Below are 19,829 nucleotides of genomic sequence, written 5' to 3' on the forward strand. Positions count from 1 at the left end.
TAGCTTACTGACATTTCGTCACGTGCTTTTTTATGGCAAAAATGATCATTTTTTACTTTGTGTTTTCATTTAAAAAATATAAAAATGCAAAATTTCTATTTTCATTATTACAAGTCATACAACGTGAAAAATCAATTAACAAAACACATTCTTCTCTCCTATTTTCTTTAAAAAAGTGATCTTTTTTTATGATAATTATGGCATTTTTTAAAACACAAAAGAGCCTCATTTTTGAGACTTTTTTTGCGTTTATTCCAGCATCTTTTTTTTATTTTTTTGAATGTACAAATGCATTAAAAAATCACTTTTGATACATCAAGAATATGTCCGTTTTTTTGATTTTGCACAAAACCGATTACTTCAAAATCCTGTGGATTAAAATTCCTAGGAGGTACTAAAACCGTATTTCCTTTCGAATCTTTATTCAAATCAATTTTATGCAGTTGTTGAACAATTTGATAATGCAATAAAATACGGTGCGCATTCTCTCCTCTTTTGACATTGCTTTTAGCCGATTTCTGAACCACTGCAATTACTAAACTGCTGTTCTTTGAGTTTCCTTCAACATTATAACGCAATGCCAATTTATTGACGGTATAACTTGCCGATAAAGACAAACTAATCGAAGCTGGTTTGGAAAGTGCTGCTTTAATACCGTTTCGAATAACTGTTTCCTGTGATCCTACAAAGTCATTTTTTCCGTTAATGATAAGCTGTGGCGTATAAATGGGCTCTTTTCCAAGAAACTGCGCATATTCGTACTGCCTCGCAGTATACAGCTGACTGCTGAAAGCATCTTTCCAGCCTTGTTTATCCCAGTAATCAACATGATACGATAAAACGTAAACGTTACTGTCTTTGTATTCATTTTGAATTCTTCCCATCAATTCATCTGCGGGCGGACAGCTCGAACAGCCTTCTGAAGTGTATAATTCTAAAAGGGCAAATCCTTTTTTATCTAAGTTTTGACCAAAAATGCTGTTTCCGCTTAAGAACAGGATTGTAATTGCCATTATCAGTTTTTTCATTTTTTTATTGTTGATAGTTGCTGGTTGGTTGCTTGGCAGTGATAATTGTAATTTAACTTTCTAAAAAAAACACTACCAACAACAACCAACCCATAACTTTTTTTAAACAATATTAATCTCAACGTTTATATTTCCTCTTGACATTTTAGAATACGGACACGTTTGATGTGCCCGAGCAGCTAATTCCTGAGCAGTTTCAAGATCCAAACCGGGCAGACTTATATTCAGTCTTGCCTGCAGTGAATATTCGCCATCTGCTGCGCATAAATCAACTTCAGCGTCTACCGCAGTACCTGCAGGAAGTTTGATTCCGTTTTTTGAAGCTGCGATTCCGAGTGCGCCAATAAAACAAGCCGACCATCCTGCAGCAAATAACTGTTCTGGATTGGTTCCCGGTCTTCCAGATCCCGGAGCGCTTAATTTAATATTCAATTGTTCATCTGAGCTTTTAGATGCTCCTTTTCTTCCACCCGTGGTGTGTGTTTTTCCTGTGTATAAGATTTTTGTTTCCATGTTTTAATTGTGAATTGTGAGTTGTTAATTTTTATATGATTTATGTTGTTTTTTTGCGAAATGTAAAGTAAGCAGTCAAAGTAATTAACCATTCACCATTTACAATTCACCATTATTTAGCGACATCAATTATTGCCTGCGCAAATGATTTTGGATCTTCCTGCGGTACATTGTGCCCAATTCCTTTTAAAATTCGGTGTTCATATTTTCCTGTGAATTTGTCGGCATACGCTTTTCCATCCGCGAAAGCGCCGTCAAAATCACTGCCAATTGTAATCGTTGGAACCGTAATTGCTGGTCTTGATGCCAAACGTTTTTCCAGATTATCGTATTTCACTTCTCCCGCTTCCAGAGATTGCCTCCATCTGTAATTGTGAATTACAATCGCCGCATGATCCGGATTGTTGAATGACTGAGCTGTTTGATCGTAGGTTGCTTTATCGAAATTCCACAATGGCGAGGCGATTTTCCAGATTAGTTTATTAAAATCATACGTGTTTTGGGTATACCCTAATTTTCCTCTTTCGGTTGCAAAATAATACTGATACCACCATCCTAATTCAGCCGTTGGCGGAAGCGGTTTTAAGTTTGCTTCCAGATTCACTACCAAATAACCGCTTCCCGATACCAAACCTTTTACACGTTCCGGCCAGAGCACAGCTGCTACAACAGCCGTTCTCGCACCCCAGTCGAAACCGCCTACTACGGCCTTGTCGATTTTCAGCGCATCCATAAAAGCAATGATATCACTTGCTAAAGCCGCCTGCTGACCATTTCTAAAAGTCTTTACAGAAAGAAAGGTCGTAGTTCCGAATCCGCGTAAATAAGGCGTAAAAACGTGATATCCTTTTGAAACTAAAATCGGAACCACTTCATTGTAACTGTGAATATCGTACGGCCATCCGTGGAGTAAAATTACTGCCGGACCATTTGCAGAGCCGGCTTCGGTATAACCAACGTTTAATAATCCTGCATTAATCTGTTTTAAAGTACCAAGCGAGCTGTTTACCGAAATCGTATTTTGCTTCGCAATTTGTGCATTAGTAAAAACCGTATTCACAAAGAGAATGACGATTAAAATATTTGATAGTGTTTTCATATTATTATTTTTTGAGATGTGAGATGTGTGTTGTGTGTTGTGAAATATAACCGCAAAGGCGCAGAGGTTTACGCAAGGTTCTCAAAGTTTTAATTTACAAAGCTTTGCGTTCTTAGCGTTCTTCAACAGAAATCAAGAGCAAAAAACTTTGCGAACCTTGCGGTTAAACGATCGCTTTTGAACCTGAAACCTGAAACTACTTTTTCATAACCAATATAACCGCAAAGAGCGCAGAGGTTTACGCAAGGTTCGCAAAGTTTTTATTGACAAAGCTTTGCGTTCTTAGCATTTTTCAACAGAAGTCAAGAGCAAAAACTTTGCGAACCTTGCGGTTAAACGATCGCTTTTCAACCTGAAACCTGAAACTTGAAACTACTTTTTCATAACCAATATAACCGCAAAGTGCGCAGAGGTTTACACAAGGTTCGCAAGTTTTTATTGACAAAGCTTTGCGTTCTTAGCGTTTTTCAACAGAAATCAAGAGCAAAAAACTTTGCGAACCTTGCGGTTAAACGATCGCTTTGAACTTAAAACCTAAAACCTAAAACTTAAAATCTGAAACTACTTTTCCATAACCAATACAGGTTTTCCTTTCTCCACAATATAAGTTGCCAGTTCTGAGGCTTTTATATTCGTATTATTTTTAGCTGAATGCACAACGCCAGCCGGAATAAAAAGTACTTCTCCCGCCTTTAATGTTACTGGTGCCTGCCCTTCTATTTCGTATTCTAATGAACCTTCCAGTACGTATATAATCTCTTCTCCCGGATGAAAATGTTTCCCAAATGCCGAATGACCTTCAAAATCTATTCGAGATTGTATAGTTTCACGTCCGGGGATACTTAGATCGTGTTTTTGTAAATCAGTGCGTTTTATACCTGTTTGTGCAGCAATTTGATTCGGAATCAAAAAAGCAATTATACCTAAAAGGATGATTATCGCGGCAACCCATGTTTTCTGTTTATTAATTTTCATGATTTTTTGTGTTAGGATTAAAAAAATTAGTGTTTACCTCTTAAACCTTTAAAAGCAGCGCGGAGTTCGATAGTAAAAAGCTGTGGTTCTTCCCACGAAGCAAAATGACCGCCTTTGTTCACCTCATTGTAATAAGACAGGTTTTGGTATGCTTTTTCGGCCCAGCTTTTTGGCGCCTGATAAATTTCTCCCGGAAATACTGTGATCGCAACCGGAATTTTAATTTCAGAAGTTCTTTGCTCTACCGCATTAAAGTTGTTGGTGTTGTTTTCCCAATACAATTGTGCAGAAGAATTTGCCGTGTTCGTCAGCCAGTACAATGTAATATCATCCAGCATTTCGTCTTTGGTAAGCGATTTTTCTGCATCTCCGCCGCTATACGTCCATTCGTTGAATTTATCCAAGAAAAACGAAGCCAGACCAACCGGAGAATCTGTAAGACCATAACCTAAAGTCTGCGGACGTGTTACCATCATTCCGGCGTAACCTCCGCCTTTTGTGTACAATTTATTCAGAGAATTAAAAGCTGCGTTTTCCTTAACCGATAATCCTGCAGGAGCCGGATCGCCGTCTTTTAAAGCTTTGGCAACATCAGCAGGAACAGTTGCCGGCATATTAACATGGATTCCCAATAAACCTTCCGGAGCCTGACGCGCCATGGCATCTGCAATTACAGAACCCCAGTCGCCGCCTTGAGAAACATACTGTTTGTACCCCAAACGTTTCATTAAAACATCCCATGCATTTCCGATTTTCTCTGGTCCCCAGCCTGTCCCTGCTGGTTTTTCAGAAAAACCGTAACCCGGCATTGACGGGATCACAAGATCAAAAGCGTCTTCGGCTTTTCCTCCGTAAGCGGTCGGATCTGTAAGCGGACCAATTACTTTCAAAAGTTCAAAGAAAGAGCCCGGCCATCCGTGAGTGATAATTAACGGTAAAGCATTTTTGTGTTTTGATTTGATGTGAATGAACTGAATATCCAATCCGTCGATATTGGTCACAAATTGTGGCAGCTTATTTAGTTTAGCTTCTGTTTTATGCCAATCGTAATCGGTTCCCCAATATTTTACCAGACTCTGAATCTGATTTAGTTTTACTCCTTGTGACTGATCTGCAACAGTTTCTTTTTCCGGCCATCTTGTTGCATTAACACGATTTCTAAGATCTTTAATCGCCTCTTCTGAAACGCTGATCTGATACGGACGAATTAAATTCGAATCGGTTTTAGATGGTTTATCTCTATTCTGAGCAAAATTAGCCGAAGCCAGCAGCATAAAAGTTCCCATTGCTATGGTTTTTATAAAGGAGTGTTTATTTCTATCAAGTGTTTTCATTTTTTTTCTGATTTAAATTATTTGTTATCGATAATTTCTTCGTCAAAAGTATTTCGATAACCCTTCTTACGAAATCAGAAAATAGTTGGAATGGACAGATTGGGTGGTGAAGTGGACAGAGGCTGAAGTGTGTTTTTTTATCTAGGAGCTGTTTCCTGCTATACGCTATATCTTTTCCTTGCTAAAGAAGCAAGAAAAAGGATATCGCTTCTATCAGGGCTAGGATACTTGGTTTCAAAGGAAATTTGTATTTAAAGATTAAACGTAGAATACATATAAAAAACAACCCTATTGTATTGTTTTTAAAACCTACAGAGGTTATTCATTAAAAATCGACGCCATAATTTCACTACCCTATCAAAATCAGCGACAACCGCTAACGTCAAAGCTGTAATACTATTTACTAAAAAACACATCAAAATTATGAGCCATTTTTCAGAACAAGTACACATTACTATCGAAGGTTTTACTCAAAATATCGTTTATTATGATTTAAAACTGTCACAAAAAATGGCGGATCATCACCATTTTTCATTTTTCTGGCAGTATACGGGAAAAGCCGTTATAAAACCCGAAGATCAGGCCAAAGCCATAAGAAGTTTTAACGGAAGCGAAGTCATTTTTACCTTCAAAAGTTTGACTGGTATTAAACTAATGAGCAAAGGCATCATAACCAAATTAATTTCAGCTGATTTAAACGGAAGTGCGGTAAATCTGCACGTAAGCGGTATAAGCCACTCTATTGTTCTGGACGACAGACCAAAATCCAGAACCTATCTGGAAAGAGGAATGGATCATATTGTTCTGGATATTTTATCAGAAGGCCCGACAGAGTTTTACCAGAGGGAAGCTATAAGATCCACCTACATGAAGGAATTCAATTATATGGCGCAGTATAACGAAACTAATTTTAATTTTCTTAAAAGACTGTCTGCCCGCTACGCACAGTGGTTTTATTTTGACGGGATGCGCATGCAGTACGGACAAACTAAAGCTTCTAATATAAAACTCATCAACGGGGCCTCGCTGCACAGTTTTAAGATCGAAGTCAATATGGCTGCGCATAAAATTTCGCTGGGAGGTTATGATTATAACAATGCCGTGAATATCCGAAATTCAGCTGAGCGAACTTCGAGTGGCAGTAAAGACAGTTTTGCGCTAAATGTCGGCTACAATCAGGGAATCGTCACCCAGCCAGAAATAAGCCTTGCCATGTATACCAATAATGCGCAGGACAAGGACGAAATAGAAGAAATGGTTACACTGCAGACTGCAGGAAGCGATGCCAACAGCGTATACTACAGCGGAGTATCTTATTTTCCTTTAGGATTAGGACAGACTTTTACTATTGTCAATCAAACTGTAGAACACCACCTGGTTTGTATAGAAGTGATCCACCAGTCACAGGTGCACGGCAATTATTCCTGCGAATTCAAAGCCATTCCTGCCGATGTTTCTGCACCGCATTATACTGACGTTCATGCTTTTGCAAAAGCAGAAAACCAGCCTGCTAAAATAAAAGACAACAACGATCCCAAAGGTCTCGGACGTGTAAGGGTTGATTTCTTCTGGGGAGAAGGAACCAAATCAACCCAGTGGATCAGGATGATTCAGCCCCACAGCGGATTAGGAAAAGGTTTTTATTTTATTCCGGAAATTGGCGAAGAAGTACTCGTTGGTTTTGAAGGCGGTAATGCTCAGAATCCCTATGTTTTGGGAGCGAATTATAACGGGAAAGAATCTTCTGGATATTATAGTCCGAAAAATGACATTAAAGCAATACGCACACGCTCCGGAATAAAAATTATTTTTAATGATAATGAAAGAAGCCTTTTAATTGAAGACCCAAGCGGTAACAAATATTTTATGGACGGCAACGAAAATACATTTGTAACTGCGCCCAAAAACATGACGTTTGATGTTGGAGAAGATTTGACCATTAATGTCGGTAAAAATATGATTACTCAGGTTGGCGAAAACCAAACTACTGACATCGGAAAAGATAAAAAAACGACGGTCTCCAATAAAATTAGCCTCCAAGCACAAGAATACAAACAAAATATAGATGAAAATAAAACGGTAGATATTGGCGGTGATTTAAAAGAAACAACTTCCACCACAACTCATAAAGCAACAGGCGGCGATATCACAATACAAAGCACGGGAGTTTCTAAATTACTAGGCAAAATAGATGCTAAGGTTAATAAGGGATAAACTATTTCTTAGAGTATTTAAAATAAGAGAATAATCATGGGAAAATCATTCGTATACAATACAGGTTCCAGCGAAGAGCTTGTTGAAAGAGACGAATTACACCTCAATTTTGGGATATCCATCGATGGTACATTAAACAATAGGTGCAGTTTTAAATGTTATAACCCATGGTAACAAAAGAACCTAAAAAAGAAAAGAGCTTTTATTACAAAATACTTTTGGCAGTATTAACAATTGGCTTTTTAAACATTGCCTACCTGCTGTATCGGGACATGTCCGGCAGTATCTCATTCTATTATTTCAGCCTGACCGAAAAAACCATTTGTATCATTTTATCACTAATAGCAATGCCCATAATGTACGCACTTATTACAATAGCCGCACTGCTGCTTAAAAAAACAAACCGCAATTTATATATCTGCTCGGCTGTTTTATCACTTTCGAGCCTTATTTATATACATGCCAACACCACTTATGCCAATTACAGCTACCAACAAGAAAAAAGAATAGAAGCTATGAATTTAGAATTATTTGAATGGGAAGAAAACAACAATGCACCGCTCGGTTACCCAGTAGAAGTTTACAGAGGAGGTCTTGAACTAAAAGGCGGAGGTTACGCAGGACTGGCGCATCATGGAACCACTTTTGGAACTGAAGGCTGGGGATCATTGGGCGCAGGAATGTCCAGCAGAGGAAAAGCGCTGCCCGAGAGGCTTCATGTTACCTGGCTGTCGTATGCTGAAGATACTTTTTACACCATAGACTGCGCAGTAGATTATGACAAGATGTTACGCCTGTTTAAGGAAGGCTGTGACTGGAAAGATGCAGGAGGAGACATTAGACATGAAACCTACGATACAATTATTGTAGGGTATGCACCGGGAGGTGTAGTCGTAATTTGGGTTTACGGGCAGGGAACCCAAGTAGAAATAGGGCGTTATAAAGGTAAAAAGACAGTGATAAGCGAGGAAGAAATCAGGAGTCTGGAGTATCCGGATAAATTATTTTTTCAACAATCATATCGTGACAATACTATGAATAATCCGGGTATAGTACCTCCAGAAGTGCAAAAAGCCAATAAAAACAAACCGATCCCTTATGGTTTGTGGGATACTTATCGAGAAAAATACAGTTGGAAACCTACGTTTGTAATACAAAACGAAGGCGAAATAGAAGATTTTGGTTTTAATGGTTTTAATGGAGAGCAAGAAGATTTTTTTCATGAACGAGCGATTGATTATAAAAAAAGAGCCATTCCAAAAGAAGCAGCCTTTAGCTGGAAAGATAAAGAGGGACAGCGTTACAGCGGGTATATTGTATTTGACGAGAAGTTAATTTTTGATGCTTTCAAGGAAATATACCACGACAATAAAGAAGTTCAGGCCGAACTGGAATTTAGGACCAATATCCCGAATGATTTTGTAACGGTAACCCTTAAAGTAAAGGACAAAGAGGTAATGGTAAATTTAGGAAACAAAGTTAGAGTATTTAAAATAAGAGAATAATCATGGGAAAATCATTCGTATATAATACAGGTTCCAGCGAAGACCTTATTGAAACTGAAAATTTACAGCTCAATTTTGGGATATTCATTGATGGTACATTAAACAATAGGGGCAGTTTTAAATGTTATAACCCATGGTAACAGAAGAACCTAAAAAAGAAAAGAGCTTTTATTACAAAATACTTTTAGCAGTATTAACAATTGGCTTTTTAAACATTGCTTACCTGCTGTATCGGGACATGTCCGGAAGTATTTCATTCTATTATTTCAGTCTGACCGAAAAAACCATTTGTATCATTTTATCACTAATAGCAATGCCCATAATGTACGCACTTATTGCAATAGCCGCACTGCTGCTAAAAAAAACAAACCGCAATTTATATATCTGCTCGGCTGTTTTATCACTTTCGAGCCTTATTTATATACATGCCAACACCACTTATGCCAATTACAGCTACCAACAAGAAAAAAGAATAGAAGCTATGAATTTAGAATTATTTGAATGGGAAGAAAACAACAATGCCCCGCTGGGTTACCCTGTAGAAGTTTACAGAGGAGGTCTTGAACTAAAAGGCGGAGGTTACGCAGGACTGGCGCATCATGGAACCACTTTTGGAACTGAAGGCTGGGGATCATTGGGCGCAGGAATGTCGAGCAGAGGAAAAGCACTGCCCGAGAGGCTTCATGTTACCTGGCTGTCGTATGCCGAAGATACTTTTTACACCATAGACTGCCCGGTAGATTATGACAAGATGTTACGCCTGTTTAAGGAAGGCTGCGATTGGAAAGGCGCTAGCGGAAAAATTAGACATGAAACCTACGATACAATTATTGTAGGGTATGCACCGGGAGGTGTGGTGGTAATTTGGGTTTACGGACAGGGAACCCAATTAGAAATAGGGCGTTATCAAGGTAAAAAGACAGTGATAAGCCAGGAAGAAATCAGGAGTCTCGACTATCCGGATAAAGTACTTTTTCAACAAAAATATCGGGATGATACGATGAATGATAATGCTATTGTACCCGATGAAGTACGTAAAGCCAATAAAAACAAACCGATCCCTTATGGTTTGTGGGATACTTATCGAGAAAAATACAGTTGGAAACCTACGTTTGTAATACAAAACGAAGGTGAAATAGGAGATTTTGGTTTTAATGGTTTTAATGGAGAGCAAGAAGATTTTTTTCATGAACGAGCGATTGATTATAAAAAAAGAGCCATACCAAAAGAAGCAGCCTTTAGCTGGAAAGATAAAGAGGGACAGCGTTACAGCGGGTATATTGTATTTGACGAGAAGTTAATTTTTGATGCTTTCAAGGAAATATACCACGACAATAAAGAAGTTCAGGCCGAACTGGAATTTAGGACCAATATCCCGAATGATTTTGTAACGGTAACCCTTAAAGTAAAAGACAAAGAGGTAATGGTAAATTTAGGAAACAAAGTTAGAGTATTTAAAATAAGAGAATAATCATGGGAAAATCATTCGTATACAATACAGGTTCCAGCGAAGACCTTATTGAAACTGAAAATTTACAGCTCAATTTTGGGATATTCATTGATGGTACATTAAACAATAGGGGCAGTTTTAAATGTTATAACCCATGGTAACAAAAGAACCTAAAAAAGAAAAGAGCTTTTATTACAAAATACTTTTGGCAGTATTAACAATTGGCTTTTTAAACATTGCCTACCTGCTGTATCGGGACATGTCCGGAAGTATTTCATTCTATTATTTCAGCCTGACCGAAAAAACCATTTGTATCATTTTATCACTAATAGCAATGCCCATAATGTACGCACTTATTGCAATAGCCGCACTGCTGCTTAAAAAAACAAACCGTAATTTATATATCTGCTCGGCTGTTTTATCACTTTCGAGCCTTATTTATATACATGCTAATACTACTTATGCCAATTACAGCTACCAACAAGAAAAAAGAATAGAAGCTATGAATTTAGAATTATTTGAATGGGAAGAAAACAACAATGCACCGCTCGGTTACCCAGTAGAAGTTTACAGAGGAGGTCTTGAACTAAAAGGCGGAGGTTACGCAGGACTGAGCCATCACGGCACCTCATCAGGAAAACATGGCTGGGGAGCTTTGGGGGCAGGAATGTCCAGCAGAGGAAAAGCACTGCCCGAGAGGCTTCATGTTACCTGGCTGTCGTATGCCGAAGATACTTTTTACACCATAGACTGCCCGGTAGATTATGACAAGATGTTGCGCCTGTTTAAGGAAGGCTGCGATTGGAAAGGCGCTAGCGGAAAAATTAGACATGAAACCTACGATACAATTATTGTAGGGTATGCACCGGGAGGTGTGGTGGTAATTTGGGTTTACGGACAGGGAACCCAAGTAGAAATAGGGCGTTATAAAGGTAAAAAGACAGTGATAAGCGAGGAAGAAATCAGGAGTCTGGAGTATCCGGATAAATTATTTTTTCAACAGTCATATCGTGACAAAAAGATGAATAATCCAGGTATAGTACCTCCAGAAGTGCAAAAAGCCAATAAAAACAAACCAATTCCTTATGGGTTATGGGATACTTATCGAGAAAAATACAGTTGGAAACCTACGTTTTTAATACAAAATGAAGGTGAAATAGGAGATTTTCAATTTACGGGTTTCAACGGAGAGCGAGAAGATTTGTTTCATGAGCGATTAATTAATGATGATTATAAAAAAAGAGCAATTCCTAAAACTCTTGCATTTGATTGGAAAGATAAAAAAGGAGAACAGTATAGCGGCTACATAAAGTTTGATGAAAAGTTAATTTTTGATGCTTTCAAGGAAATATATAAAGAAAACAAAGAATTACAGGCTGAAATAGAATTTAGAGTAAATATCCCAAACGATTTTATAACAGTAACTCTTAAGGTGAATAATAACAATATAATGATTAATATAGGTAATGTAGTAGAAGTTTTTAAAGTGCGAAAATAATTATGGGAAAATCATTTGTATATAATACAGGCTTCAACGAAGACGTTATTGAAAGAGACGAATTACACCTCAATTTTGGTGTGTTTATAGATGGTACATTAAACAATATGTACAATACTAACTCCAGAACCCAACACGCCAGAGGCGGATTGGATAATCCGGACTGGAACTTAACAAACAAACAAATTGAAGATAGCGACGCCGAGAGATACAAGAAATTACGGAATCCAGAAAAAATAAAGAACCCCAATGAATACGAAAAATTAGAGAACGACAAGAAAGAACGGAAAGCAAAGGATCTAAAAAGGATTGAAGAATTATTAGGCATCGAAAACAGAACCGAGGCCCAGCAAAAAGAACTGGAAGGTTATGATAAGGAAGATGTCTACCTAGTAGCTTCAAGCAGAGACTTTCTGGACAAACAGGGTACAGATAACAGCTACAGCAACGACTACACCAATGTAGCCAGAATGTGGACCTGCTGTGGTGAAGAGTACAAAATATATGTTGAGGGCATGGGTACTACAAAATTAGATAAAGATGATCAGGATGGTTTTGCGTTTGGGGCCGGCAGCAAATCCGGCATTCGAGCCAGGGTAAGGGAGGCTTGCGAAAAACTGGCGGATAAAATAGGAAAGCAAAAGACAAATGAAACAAATAAGCTTAAAACACTGACCGAGATTACAGTCGATGTTTTTGGTTTTAGCCGCGGCGCTGCATCGGCACGCAATTTTGTTGCCGAGATAAATCATAATAACGGCGTATATGCCGCAACAAGAGTCGGAGAATATGAGTATAATGAACCTTTAGGTAAAGCCGTAAATAAAAACCAGAAAAGCCCATTACAAAGAAAACCATCGCAGCAAACAGAAGGGCTTAAAGGAATCGATACAAGACAGTTAGATTTTAAAGTAGATACAATAAAACATACTACTACAATTCCGATATATCATGATCGTGACGGAAAACAGGTAGATACCCCGCATATTACAAATGGATACATGCCTCGATTTGGGCATTTGGGTATTAGTTTATTAACAAAAGATATTGTAAAAGATCCCGAAGATCTGGAGGAAATAAAAATTATAGTGCGTTTTTTAGGTATTTATGATACCGTGTCGTCTTATGGTGAAATAGGCGAATTGGGTGGCGATTGGGTTAAAACGAAAGGGATAATACATCTAAAAAATTCTTATTTTGAAGATGACGAAGCTGAACTCAACCTGCAAAATATGGGTACGGTGCAGCAAATAGTGCATTTTACTGCCAAAGACGAACACCGCGAAAATTTTGCACTCACAAGGGTAGATAAAAAATATGCCAAAAAAAACGAGGACGGCAGTGATCGTTTGGTAGAAAAAAACTTCCCGGGAGTACACTGCGATATAGGCGGGGCATATATGAGCGAACCTGAGATCATTGACGAAATAGAAACTACCGCCTTTTTAACAGCTAAGACCGCTCTTACACCAAGCGGTGAACTAAAAAATATAAGACAAAAACTGATCGATAATTATTGGTTTACTGATGAGCAGATAAAAATTACAATAACACCATGGCACTACCCTCTTAAGGTCATAGAATTATTTTCGGTAAACCGTTATTTTGCGAGCGCTTATGCAATTAGGCAGGCCAATTATGAGGCTCTAACAAGTAATCGCAATATGCGGAAGGAATACAGTTTTATTCCGCTGCATTTTATGGAAGAATATTTTAGACCACTTATTGAGGAGAATTTCATGCCTGATAGTGTACTAGATAATTACTCCATTTCAAATCTGCCTGTTCTCGTTCAGGCCAAAGCCTATCTAAAAAAGCACGTTTTTGAAGACAACAGAGAGTGGGAGTTTGCCAGTGATACCGAACTTCTGGCTATAAAAAAGTCGAAGAATGCTAATTTCTACGAACAGCACGAAACGGCAAAAGATAATATCCCATCAAATAAACCAAATATAGATTATGAAAAAGATCAGGCTTATGCCAATGAGCGGCAGCGCATTGTAGAAAAAGAATGGAAAGAATACCTTGAAAAGCGCGCAGTAGTACGGGAACAAGGAAAATATTATGCTCCGGATGAAGAGACAAAATCACCGCCAGTATACGCATGGGAAAAAGACTATAAAGATCCTGTTGAGGATGAACAGCAACCTGAACCTGAAATAGATCATGATGCTCAGGCTTTACTGCGAATATTAAGGAACAAGTATTTTCATTGGTCTGCCAATCGTGATTGGTTAGGAATGGATCAGGCCAGCAGTGATATAAGAGTTGAATATCCAAAAAAATAATTTTGTATGACACTATCAAGCAGCTTTACAGAAGAGTTTCTTTTAAATCCAGTTTTAAAAGACAATCAGACTTATAGATTCAAAACCACCACCATTGATTTTTCAAATAGAAAAAAGGGTATTGATAAATCCTGCACCCGCGATGTACAAATAAAATTTATGGGTAAGATAAAAGACATTTTTGTTTTTGATGTTTTTATAGAAAAGGTAACATTCAGTCAAAATACTGCACATGAGCGATTGCTCAAAAAAGATATTTATGCCTATAGAAATGTTTTGATGGGAACAGATGAAAAAGGTGAAATTGTAAAAATCTACAACCTTAACCAAATGCAGAATGAATGGGAAGAAACAAAAAAAGATCTCCGAAAAGACCATACAGGTTATGAATTTGAAGATTTTTTGAATGATAATACAGTCGTTTTAGCCAATGAAGAAAAAACAATTTATTATCTAAAAACGCCTGCTATGTATGGTTTGTTTTTTCATGGATTATTTGGAAAATATGATCACACAACAATAAAAAGAAATCAAATACTGCTGGATTTTGATAGTGTAGAAATAACAGAAGAAATTAAGATAAATAACAAGAGTTCTTTACTGCTCATTACAGCAAAAAAAAGTGATGCCTCAAATGCAAACAACAACGCCGTAGATGCCGGTATAAATCAATATGAAGGAATCTGGATGTATAAAAAAGAAAATCAATTACTTGAAGGGAATTTAAAAATAGAAAGCGAAAAGTGTAACATAAATTACAATGTATTATGGGTTGGTTCAAAGATTTAAAGGAAGGATTAAGCATGCCCGATTATGATAAAATGTTTCGGGAACGTATGGAGCGCGAAAAAAGAGAAGCATATATTTTTGATATTCGCGAAAATATCGATTCGTTAAATGAACACATAGCAGAACAAAATATAAAATATGAATTTTCGCAGGGTATTAATCGCAAAAAAGAAGCAGCAAAAAAAGATGAAAAGGAAGAAAAAGCTTCAGATGATTTAAAAATGGTTATCGACGGCGCCAAACTGCAATGCAGTCTTTGTACAAACCCAGCCGGAAAATTAAAAGTAAATTTTGACACCCCAACCACACAGGACAAAAAAACAGCTACTGTAAAAGAGAAAGATATGAAAAGTCTCATCTTCATGGGCAATTGCAAAAAAAGCCCGCAAAGCTCCAGCCCCTGCGCCTCGGTAATGCAGTTAGGAAATTGGAAGAATGTAGGAACCTCAAAGGTTCAGGAACAATTTCCACTCCTTCTTAAAAGTACCATAAAGTGTAATTACGGCGGTGTGGATATAAAGATAACCGATTGCGGACAGCGCAGCGAGCCCGAAGATATTCCGCTTACAGATAAAATATTCAATAATAAAAGAATTCTGAGTGCAAAATGGATGTGTGAAGAAATGGAAAATGAAATACAGAGAACCAAAGTGAGAAAGGAAATTAGTGTATTGGCTAAAACTAAAAATTTTCAGGAAGGAGAAACTTTAACAATAATTATTGACGATAAGAATGGGTACGATGCAAAACCAGGACAAAAAGAAATAACGCTTACAGGTAATGTGGATGCCGATGGTTATGTTGAATTGAAAGAAATGGTTCTAATTGAGGATGTAGACAATAAACCAAAATACAAGACCGATTTACAGTTACAAAGAGAAAAAGAAAGGGAAACTGAAATTTATATTACCCGCGACGGAAAAGATTACACACGATCTGAATGGAAAAAATTTCAGGATGATTGTCATGACAAAATGGAGAAATTAAAGGCTGAGAAGAAAAAAGGATTTTGGGGATACTAAATAAAAATTATGGACGGATTTAGAGAGGAAGATTTTACAGGCAGAGTTTTACGATTCAAGAGTATAAATGGAGATACAAGATTTAAAAATGTGACTTTGGAGATATATGCTGCATCGAAACCAAAAGGATATTTTTATACTAAAGAAGGTGTATATCTAGGAAAAATAGGAACTGATAACAATGTTTATATCACTGATCAAGCTTCATTTTCAGAGATTGAAAAAGGAAAAACCGTCTCTGACGATAAGATTATTTATTTTACTGAAAAGTATAAATTAAATAATGAGCAAATGTTGGACAGAGCGCATTGGATCTTTGGAGAAGGTAGAGGAGAATTTGCAACCGAGTATGCCCATACAATTGAAAACATGAAGAAATGGGGATATCATGGTAAAGGATTTTCAGAGGAAGGTACATATTGTTCATTGTCCGACTCTAAATATAAAGGTAAAAGTGTATTTTTTTCAGGTAAAACAGGTTATGAGAATTATGATGATTTTGCTAACGCCCGAATTAATTTAAATGATCTTAATAAGTTAAAAAATGCAGATATTGTCATTAAGGCTATAATTGATCAAAAAAGAGGCATCACTACTGACCCCACTCCCAATGCAACACAATGGTTGGGAAAACGTAATTACTTTTTTAAACAGGAAATCGCAAAAGGAGAAAAACTTACCAAGGCTGATGAATCATACAATTTTCAAGTCAAAAAACATGGTAAGGATAAGGTATTAAGAAAAGATGGGAAATCCAAACGTAGTCATCTTTTTATAGACACACGTCTACAAGCAGACATTGATAAATTAAATAAAAAAAAATCCTGAAATCATGATTAAATACTTATTTGTATCACTACTATTTATTTTTCCGTTTAACTTCCAAGAACATTGGAGATGTCTTGATGAAGGACTTTATGATTTAATTTCAACACCAATTAATACCAAAATTTGTAAATACAATCAGATATTAACTAAGGATAATGTTAAAGTAAAAATCGATAACAAAGCGACATTAGTACTAACACAAAGGGATATTAAAAATGGTAATTATATATTATTTGCAAAAAAGAAATATATAATCAACGACAAATTGAGCAAAAATGGTATAAACTACAATTATTATGTACTGGGAATGGAATCGTTTAAGAACAAAGAAGGAACTTTTTATTTATTAGAGTTAAGTACATCAAACGGGCTTAATTTAAATTCTAAAACCTTTAATTTGATTATATTATTTTCTAAAAACAAACTATACATTCCTTTTACTGAATGGGATTCTGGAGAGGGTGGTGCTACGAGTATTGGTATAAATAAAGGAAAATTATTCGTATTAACTAATGATATAGATTCAATACAATACTTTGAGTACAAAAATAAAAAGTTCATTTATAATTCGAAAAATTCTATAAAGTGTAGAATTGATTCAACAAGGAGAATATGTGTTCCTGATAGCTATAGATTTTAATTAAAGATTTAGAATTTACTAGGTTTCAAAATGTGACTTTAGAAATATATGCTTTATCGAAACCAAATGGATATTTTTATACAAATGAGGTTTTAAATCTAGGAAAAATAGGATTAGATAATAATTTATACATCAGTGATCAGGCTTCAAAAAATGAAAAAATTTAGAAAAGATGGAAAAGTATAGGGCACGGTTTGTAGCCAAAAAGATCATTATTGGGAAATTGTTGGAACAAAATATAGAAGACATTCGTTTATTAAAATCTGGTTCGAAAAAAAATAAATTGCTTTTAATTATTTTAATGCTTGTACATTTTAACTTTTTTGCACAAGAAAAAAAAGTTATAATTAAATATTCTACAACTTCCAACAAATCACTTGCAAATAAAAAAAAAGTTATTGATGGCATAACAACAATGAAATATTTTCCATTAGACACTCTTTTTTTTAAAAACAAATTAAAACTAAAATTGTATTTTATAGATGATAAGGTGTTTATTGGGAAACAATTGCTTCACTGTTTCAAGAATATTTTATATTATGAATCATTATTGTTTTTTAGAACTAATAATAATGAATACTTATACATCTATCCACATTATGAGGATTACAATGGTCCATACATATGGTATGAGTTGGGTATTTTAATTGAAATAAAAAAATCACCCATTGTTAAAAAAGATATAGATTATTTTGAAGATTATGAAGTGAACAAAATATTAAAATTTAAAAAATTTACAATAAAAAACTTAAATGATAAAACTTGTTCAGGTGAAACTTTAAATTAATAAACATTGCTCAGCATTCTTATTATTCTATTTTAACAAAACTGCTGAAAATATAAAAAAAGAGAAAAAATAAGTAAATTCTATGAATAAAATATTGTTAATAATTTTTGTGATTTTTTTTGTTTCACATGGAGAATTACAAAAAAAAATATTGCATCAAAAAACAAATACATTGATTTTAGATCCCCAGAAAATTTATTAAATAAATTAACCGATTTATTTATTGAAAAGGAGGATATTGAATTTTATCACGAAGGAGAAACCCAGTCAGTAGTAAATAATGATTCTATTTCATTAATAAAAAAACGAATTGGTACAAAATATAATTTCTATTTATATACATATCAATACACACCTCCAATATATACTCTCTTTCATTCGGAATATTTAGAAATTAATAATGTCAAAATCAGCATAGATTCTCTATTGAATAAAGAGCATAATACTATTATTGAGAGGGATCCCTATCTTTATTTCAGAACAGTAAGTTATTCACATTTTGGTGAAAATGATTTTATTTTGATAGGGTTAGAAAATAGAAATTTTAACATGGATGGAGGTATCTTTAGCTATATTCTAATCAAGATGGACGAAGATAAAGTAATCGGTTCATGGCTTTTTTATAATGGATTTGATGATCAAAGAGTTTTTGCAGATTTTGATAATGATGGCGAATTAGATTATTTAGATTGGGGTGTCAGGAAAAATAGAATAAGTCTCTATACCATTAAGAAAGATTCATTAGTAAATAATAGAGACAAATTTATATTTGTTTTACCAACAAAAGGACAAACTGAGTATGAAGATACTCATGGCATAAGTAATGAATGGTATTCTATAGTTGATAAAAGTAAATCAAGCTGGTTTTTTAAATTTTGTTTATAATATTTTAATCCAAATATAGTCATCTTTCTATTGACACACGTCTACAAGCAGATATTGATAAACTAAATAAAAAAAAATCCTGAAATCATGATTAAATACTTATTTGCATCACTACTATTTATTTTTCCGTTTAACTTCCAAGAACATTGGAGATGTCTTGATGATGGACTTGATGATTTAATTTCAACACCAATTAATTCTAAAATTTGTAAATATAATGAGATATTCACTAAGGATAACGTTAAAGTAAAAATCAACAGCAAAGCCACATTAGTACTAACACAAAAGGATATTAAAAATGGTACTTATATTTTATTTGAAAACAAGAAGTATATAATCAACGATGGATTAAGCAAGAATTGTATAAACTATAATTATTATTTGTTGAATATGGAGTCGTTTAAGAACAAAGAAGTGGCTTTTTATTGGTTAAAGTTAGGCACATCAAACGGACTTAATTTAAATTCTAATACCTTTAATTTGATTATATTATTCTCTGATAACAAACTATACATTCCTTTTACTGGATGGGATTCTGGTGTCGCTACGAGTCTTGGTATAAATAAAGGGAAATTATTTATATTAAGTAATGTTATAGATTCCATACAATACTTTGAATTCAAAGATAAAAAGTTCATTTATAATTCGAAAAATTCTATAAAGTGTAGAATTGATTCAACAAGGAGAATATGTGTTCCTGATAGCTATAGATTTTAATTATATCAAGAGATAATGATTACAAATGGCTCTAGGCATGGACAAGCAAAAGTTGTTACATTATGAAAAAATCAAAGATCTTCCTAAGTGTTTTTCTAATATTACTTTTCTCTAATTTTATTATATATCAAGATTTAGAAAAATTTAGTTTTGATAAGCTAAAGAGTAAAAAAATAGCATTTAAAGATATTAGTATAGATAATGGTCAGGAAATTTACGACGAAAGAATTTCAGGAATCAAAGAGGCAGAGAGCAAC

19 protein-coding genes are annotated in these 19,829 nt (G+C 35.2%); 14 read left to right on the top strand and 5 right to left on the bottom strand.

What is annotated here, in order from left to right; genetic code table 11:
• Positions 1 to 293: 293 nt before the first annotated feature.
• From B0A68_RS05245 to B0A68_RS05265, 5 genes are all read right to left on the bottom strand, one after another.
• Positions 294 to 1,028 carry a DUF1223 domain-containing protein gene (locus B0A68_RS05245; RefSeq protein ID WP_240475339.1) on the bottom strand — a complete coding sequence of 245 codons (735 nt, stop codon included), beginning with the start codon at positions 1,026 to 1,028 and terminating at the stop codon, positions 294 to 296.
• Between the two features lie 102 nt (positions 1,029 to 1,130).
• On the bottom strand, positions 1,131 to 1,541 hold the full coding sequence (locus B0A68_RS05250; protein WP_035689815.1) for an organic hydroperoxide resistance protein: 411 nt from the start codon (positions 1,539 to 1,541) through the stop codon (positions 1,131 to 1,133).
• Positions 1,542 to 1,653: 112 nt separating this feature from the next.
• Positions 1,654 to 2,640 carry an alpha/beta fold hydrolase gene (locus B0A68_RS05255; protein WP_051892954.1) on the bottom strand — a complete coding sequence of 329 codons (987 nt, stop codon included), beginning with the start codon at positions 2,638 to 2,640 and terminating at the stop codon, positions 1,654 to 1,656.
• A 561-nt stretch (positions 2,641 to 3,201) separates the two neighbouring features.
• The gene (locus B0A68_RS05260; RefSeq protein WP_035689817.1) at positions 3,202 to 3,615 is read right to left on the bottom strand and encodes a cupin domain-containing protein; all 414 of its coding nucleotides are present in this window, start codon (positions 3,613 to 3,615) and stop codon (positions 3,202 to 3,204) included.
• A gap of 26 nt (positions 3,616 to 3,641) precedes the next feature.
• On the bottom strand, positions 3,642 to 4,949 hold the full coding sequence (locus B0A68_RS05265) for an epoxide hydrolase family protein (RefSeq protein ID WP_035689818.1): 1,308 nt from the start codon (positions 4,947 to 4,949) through the stop codon (positions 3,642 to 3,644).
• A 423-nt stretch (positions 4,950 to 5,372) separates the two neighbouring features.
• Here B0A68_RS05265 and B0A68_RS05270 point away from each other — a divergent pair, with 423 nt between their 5' ends.
• The 14 genes from B0A68_RS05270 to B0A68_RS05330 all read left to right on the top strand — a co-directional run.
• Positions 5,373 to 7,163 (top strand): type VI secretion system Vgr family protein, encoded by a 1,791-nt coding sequence (locus B0A68_RS05270; protein WP_084679213.1) that lies wholly within the window; start codon positions 5,373 to 5,375, stop codon positions 7,161 to 7,163.
• Positions 7,164 to 7,330: 167 nt separating this feature from the next.
• Positions 7,331 to 8,668 (top strand): DUF2931 family protein, encoded by a 1,338-nt coding sequence (locus B0A68_RS05275; RefSeq protein ID WP_089069687.1) that lies wholly within the window; start codon positions 7,331 to 7,333, stop codon positions 8,666 to 8,668.
• Positions 8,669 to 8,801: 133 nt separating this feature from the next.
• Positions 8,802 to 10,139 (top strand): DUF2931 family protein, encoded by a 1,338-nt coding sequence (locus tag B0A68_RS05280; protein WP_089069688.1) that lies wholly within the window; start codon positions 8,802 to 8,804, stop codon positions 10,137 to 10,139.
• A 133-nt stretch (positions 10,140 to 10,272) separates the two neighbouring features.
• A complete protein-coding gene (locus B0A68_RS05285) occupies positions 10,273 to 11,616 on the top strand; it encodes a DUF2931 family protein (protein WP_089069689.1) in 1,344 nt (447 codons plus the stop codon).
• Positions 11,617 to 11,618: 2 nt separating this feature from the next.
• Entirely contained in the window at positions 11,619 to 13,904 is a 2,286-nt protein-coding gene (locus B0A68_RS05290; protein ID WP_035689903.1) for a phospholipase effector Tle1 domain-containing protein, read from the top strand.
• Between the two features lie 6 nt (positions 13,905 to 13,910).
• A complete protein-coding gene (locus B0A68_RS05295) occupies positions 13,911 to 14,693 on the top strand; it encodes a hypothetical protein (RefSeq protein WP_035689905.1) in 783 nt (260 codons plus the stop codon).
• Positions 14,672 to 15,715 carry a DUF4280 domain-containing protein gene (locus tag B0A68_RS05300; protein WP_035689906.1) on the top strand — a complete coding sequence of 348 codons (1,044 nt, stop codon included), beginning with the start codon at positions 14,672 to 14,674 and terminating at the stop codon, positions 15,713 to 15,715. Before B0A68_RS05295 ends, B0A68_RS05300 begins: the two co-directional genes overlap by 22 nt.
• Positions 15,716 to 15,724: 9 nt before the next feature.
• Positions 15,725 to 16,543 (top strand): hypothetical protein, encoded by an 819-nt coding sequence (locus B0A68_RS05305; RefSeq protein WP_035689907.1) that lies wholly within the window; start codon positions 15,725 to 15,727, stop codon positions 16,541 to 16,543.
• A gap of 4 nt (positions 16,544 to 16,547) precedes the next feature.
• Positions 16,548 to 17,183: a hypothetical protein gene (locus tag B0A68_RS05310; protein WP_035689908.1), complete on the top strand. Its 636-nt coding sequence runs from the start codon at positions 16,548 to 16,550 to the stop codon at positions 17,181 to 17,183.
• 32 nt (positions 17,184 to 17,215) lie between these two features.
• Entirely contained in the window at positions 17,216 to 17,350 is a 135-nt protein-coding gene (locus B0A68_RS24755; protein ID WP_262486771.1) for a hypothetical protein, read from the top strand.
• 5 nt (positions 17,351 to 17,355) lie between these two features.
• Positions 17,356 to 17,970, top strand: coding sequence for a hypothetical protein (locus B0A68_RS05315; RefSeq protein ID WP_123947478.1), 615 nt, complete (start codon positions 17,356 to 17,358; stop codon positions 17,968 to 17,970).
• A gap of 426 nt (positions 17,971 to 18,396) precedes the next feature.
• Entirely contained in the window at positions 18,397 to 18,855 is a 459-nt protein-coding gene (locus tag B0A68_RS05320; RefSeq protein ID WP_123947479.1) for a hypothetical protein, read from the top strand.
• An 87-nt stretch (positions 18,856 to 18,942) separates the two neighbouring features.
• Positions 18,943 to 19,572, top strand: a complete 630-nt coding sequence (locus B0A68_RS05325) for a hypothetical protein (RefSeq protein ID WP_035689912.1) — start codon at positions 18,943 to 18,945, stop codon at positions 19,570 to 19,572.
• 62 nt (positions 19,573 to 19,634) lie between these two features.
• Positions 19,635 to 19,829 (top strand): hypothetical protein (locus B0A68_RS05330; RefSeq protein WP_133072203.1); only part of this gene is annotated, 195 nt, incomplete at its 3' end.

Source organism: Flavobacterium reichenbachii, from assembly GCF_002217435.1.
GTDB lineage: Bacteria > Bacteroidota > Bacteroidia > Flavobacteriales > Flavobacteriaceae > Flavobacterium > Flavobacterium reichenbachii.

Bases quoted from the DNA above. Each gene is read 5' to 3' on its own strand.
- B0A68_RS05290 (WP_035689903.1), top strand. From the start codon at position 11,619: ATGGGAAAATCATTTGTATATAATACAGGCTTCAACGAAGACGTTATT.
- B0A68_RS05255 (WP_051892954.1), bottom strand. From the start codon at position 2,640: ATGAAAACACTATCAAATATTTTAATCGTCATTCTCTTTGTGAATACG.
- B0A68_RS05265 (WP_035689818.1), bottom strand. From the start codon at position 4,949: ATGAAAACACTTGATAGAAATAAACACTCCTTTATAAAAACCATAGCA.
- B0A68_RS05270 (WP_084679213.1), top strand. From the start codon at position 5,373: ATGAGCCATTTTTCAGAACAAGTACACATTACTATCGAAGGTTTTACT.
- B0A68_RS05250 (WP_035689815.1), bottom strand. From the start codon at position 1,541: ATGGAAACAAAAATCTTATACACAGGAAAAACACACACCACGGGTGGA.
- B0A68_RS05245 (WP_240475339.1), bottom strand. From the start codon at position 1,028: ATGAAAAAACTGATAATGGCAATTACAATCCTGTTCTTAAGCGGAAAC.
- B0A68_RS05280 (WP_089069688.1), top strand. From the start codon at position 8,802: ATGGTAACAGAAGAACCTAAAAAAGAAAAGAGCTTTTATTACAAAATA.
- B0A68_RS05310 (WP_035689908.1), top strand. From the start codon at position 16,548: ATGATTAAATACTTATTTGTATCACTACTATTTATTTTTCCGTTTAAC.
- B0A68_RS05295 (WP_035689905.1), top strand. From the start codon at position 13,911: ATGACACTATCAAGCAGCTTTACAGAAGAGTTTCTTTTAAATCCAGTT.
- B0A68_RS05260 (WP_035689817.1), bottom strand. From the start codon at position 3,615: ATGAAAATTAATAAACAGAAAACATGGGTTGCCGCGATAATCATCCTT.
- B0A68_RS05285 (WP_089069689.1), top strand. From the start codon at position 10,273: ATGGTAACAAAAGAACCTAAAAAAGAAAAGAGCTTTTATTACAAAATA.
- B0A68_RS05275 (WP_089069687.1), top strand. From the start codon at position 7,331: ATGGTAACAAAAGAACCTAAAAAAGAAAAGAGCTTTTATTACAAAATA.
- B0A68_RS05325 (WP_035689912.1), top strand. From the start codon at position 18,943: ATGATTAAATACTTATTTGCATCACTACTATTTATTTTTCCGTTTAAC.
- B0A68_RS05300 (WP_035689906.1), top strand. From the start codon at position 14,672: ATGGGTTGGTTCAAAGATTTAAAGGAAGGATTAAGCATGCCCGATTAT.
- B0A68_RS05315 (WP_123947478.1), top strand. From the start codon at position 17,356: ATGGAAAAGTATAGGGCACGGTTTGTAGCCAAAAAGATCATTATTGGG.
- B0A68_RS05305 (WP_035689907.1), top strand. From the start codon at position 15,725: ATGGACGGATTTAGAGAGGAAGATTTTACAGGCAGAGTTTTACGATTC.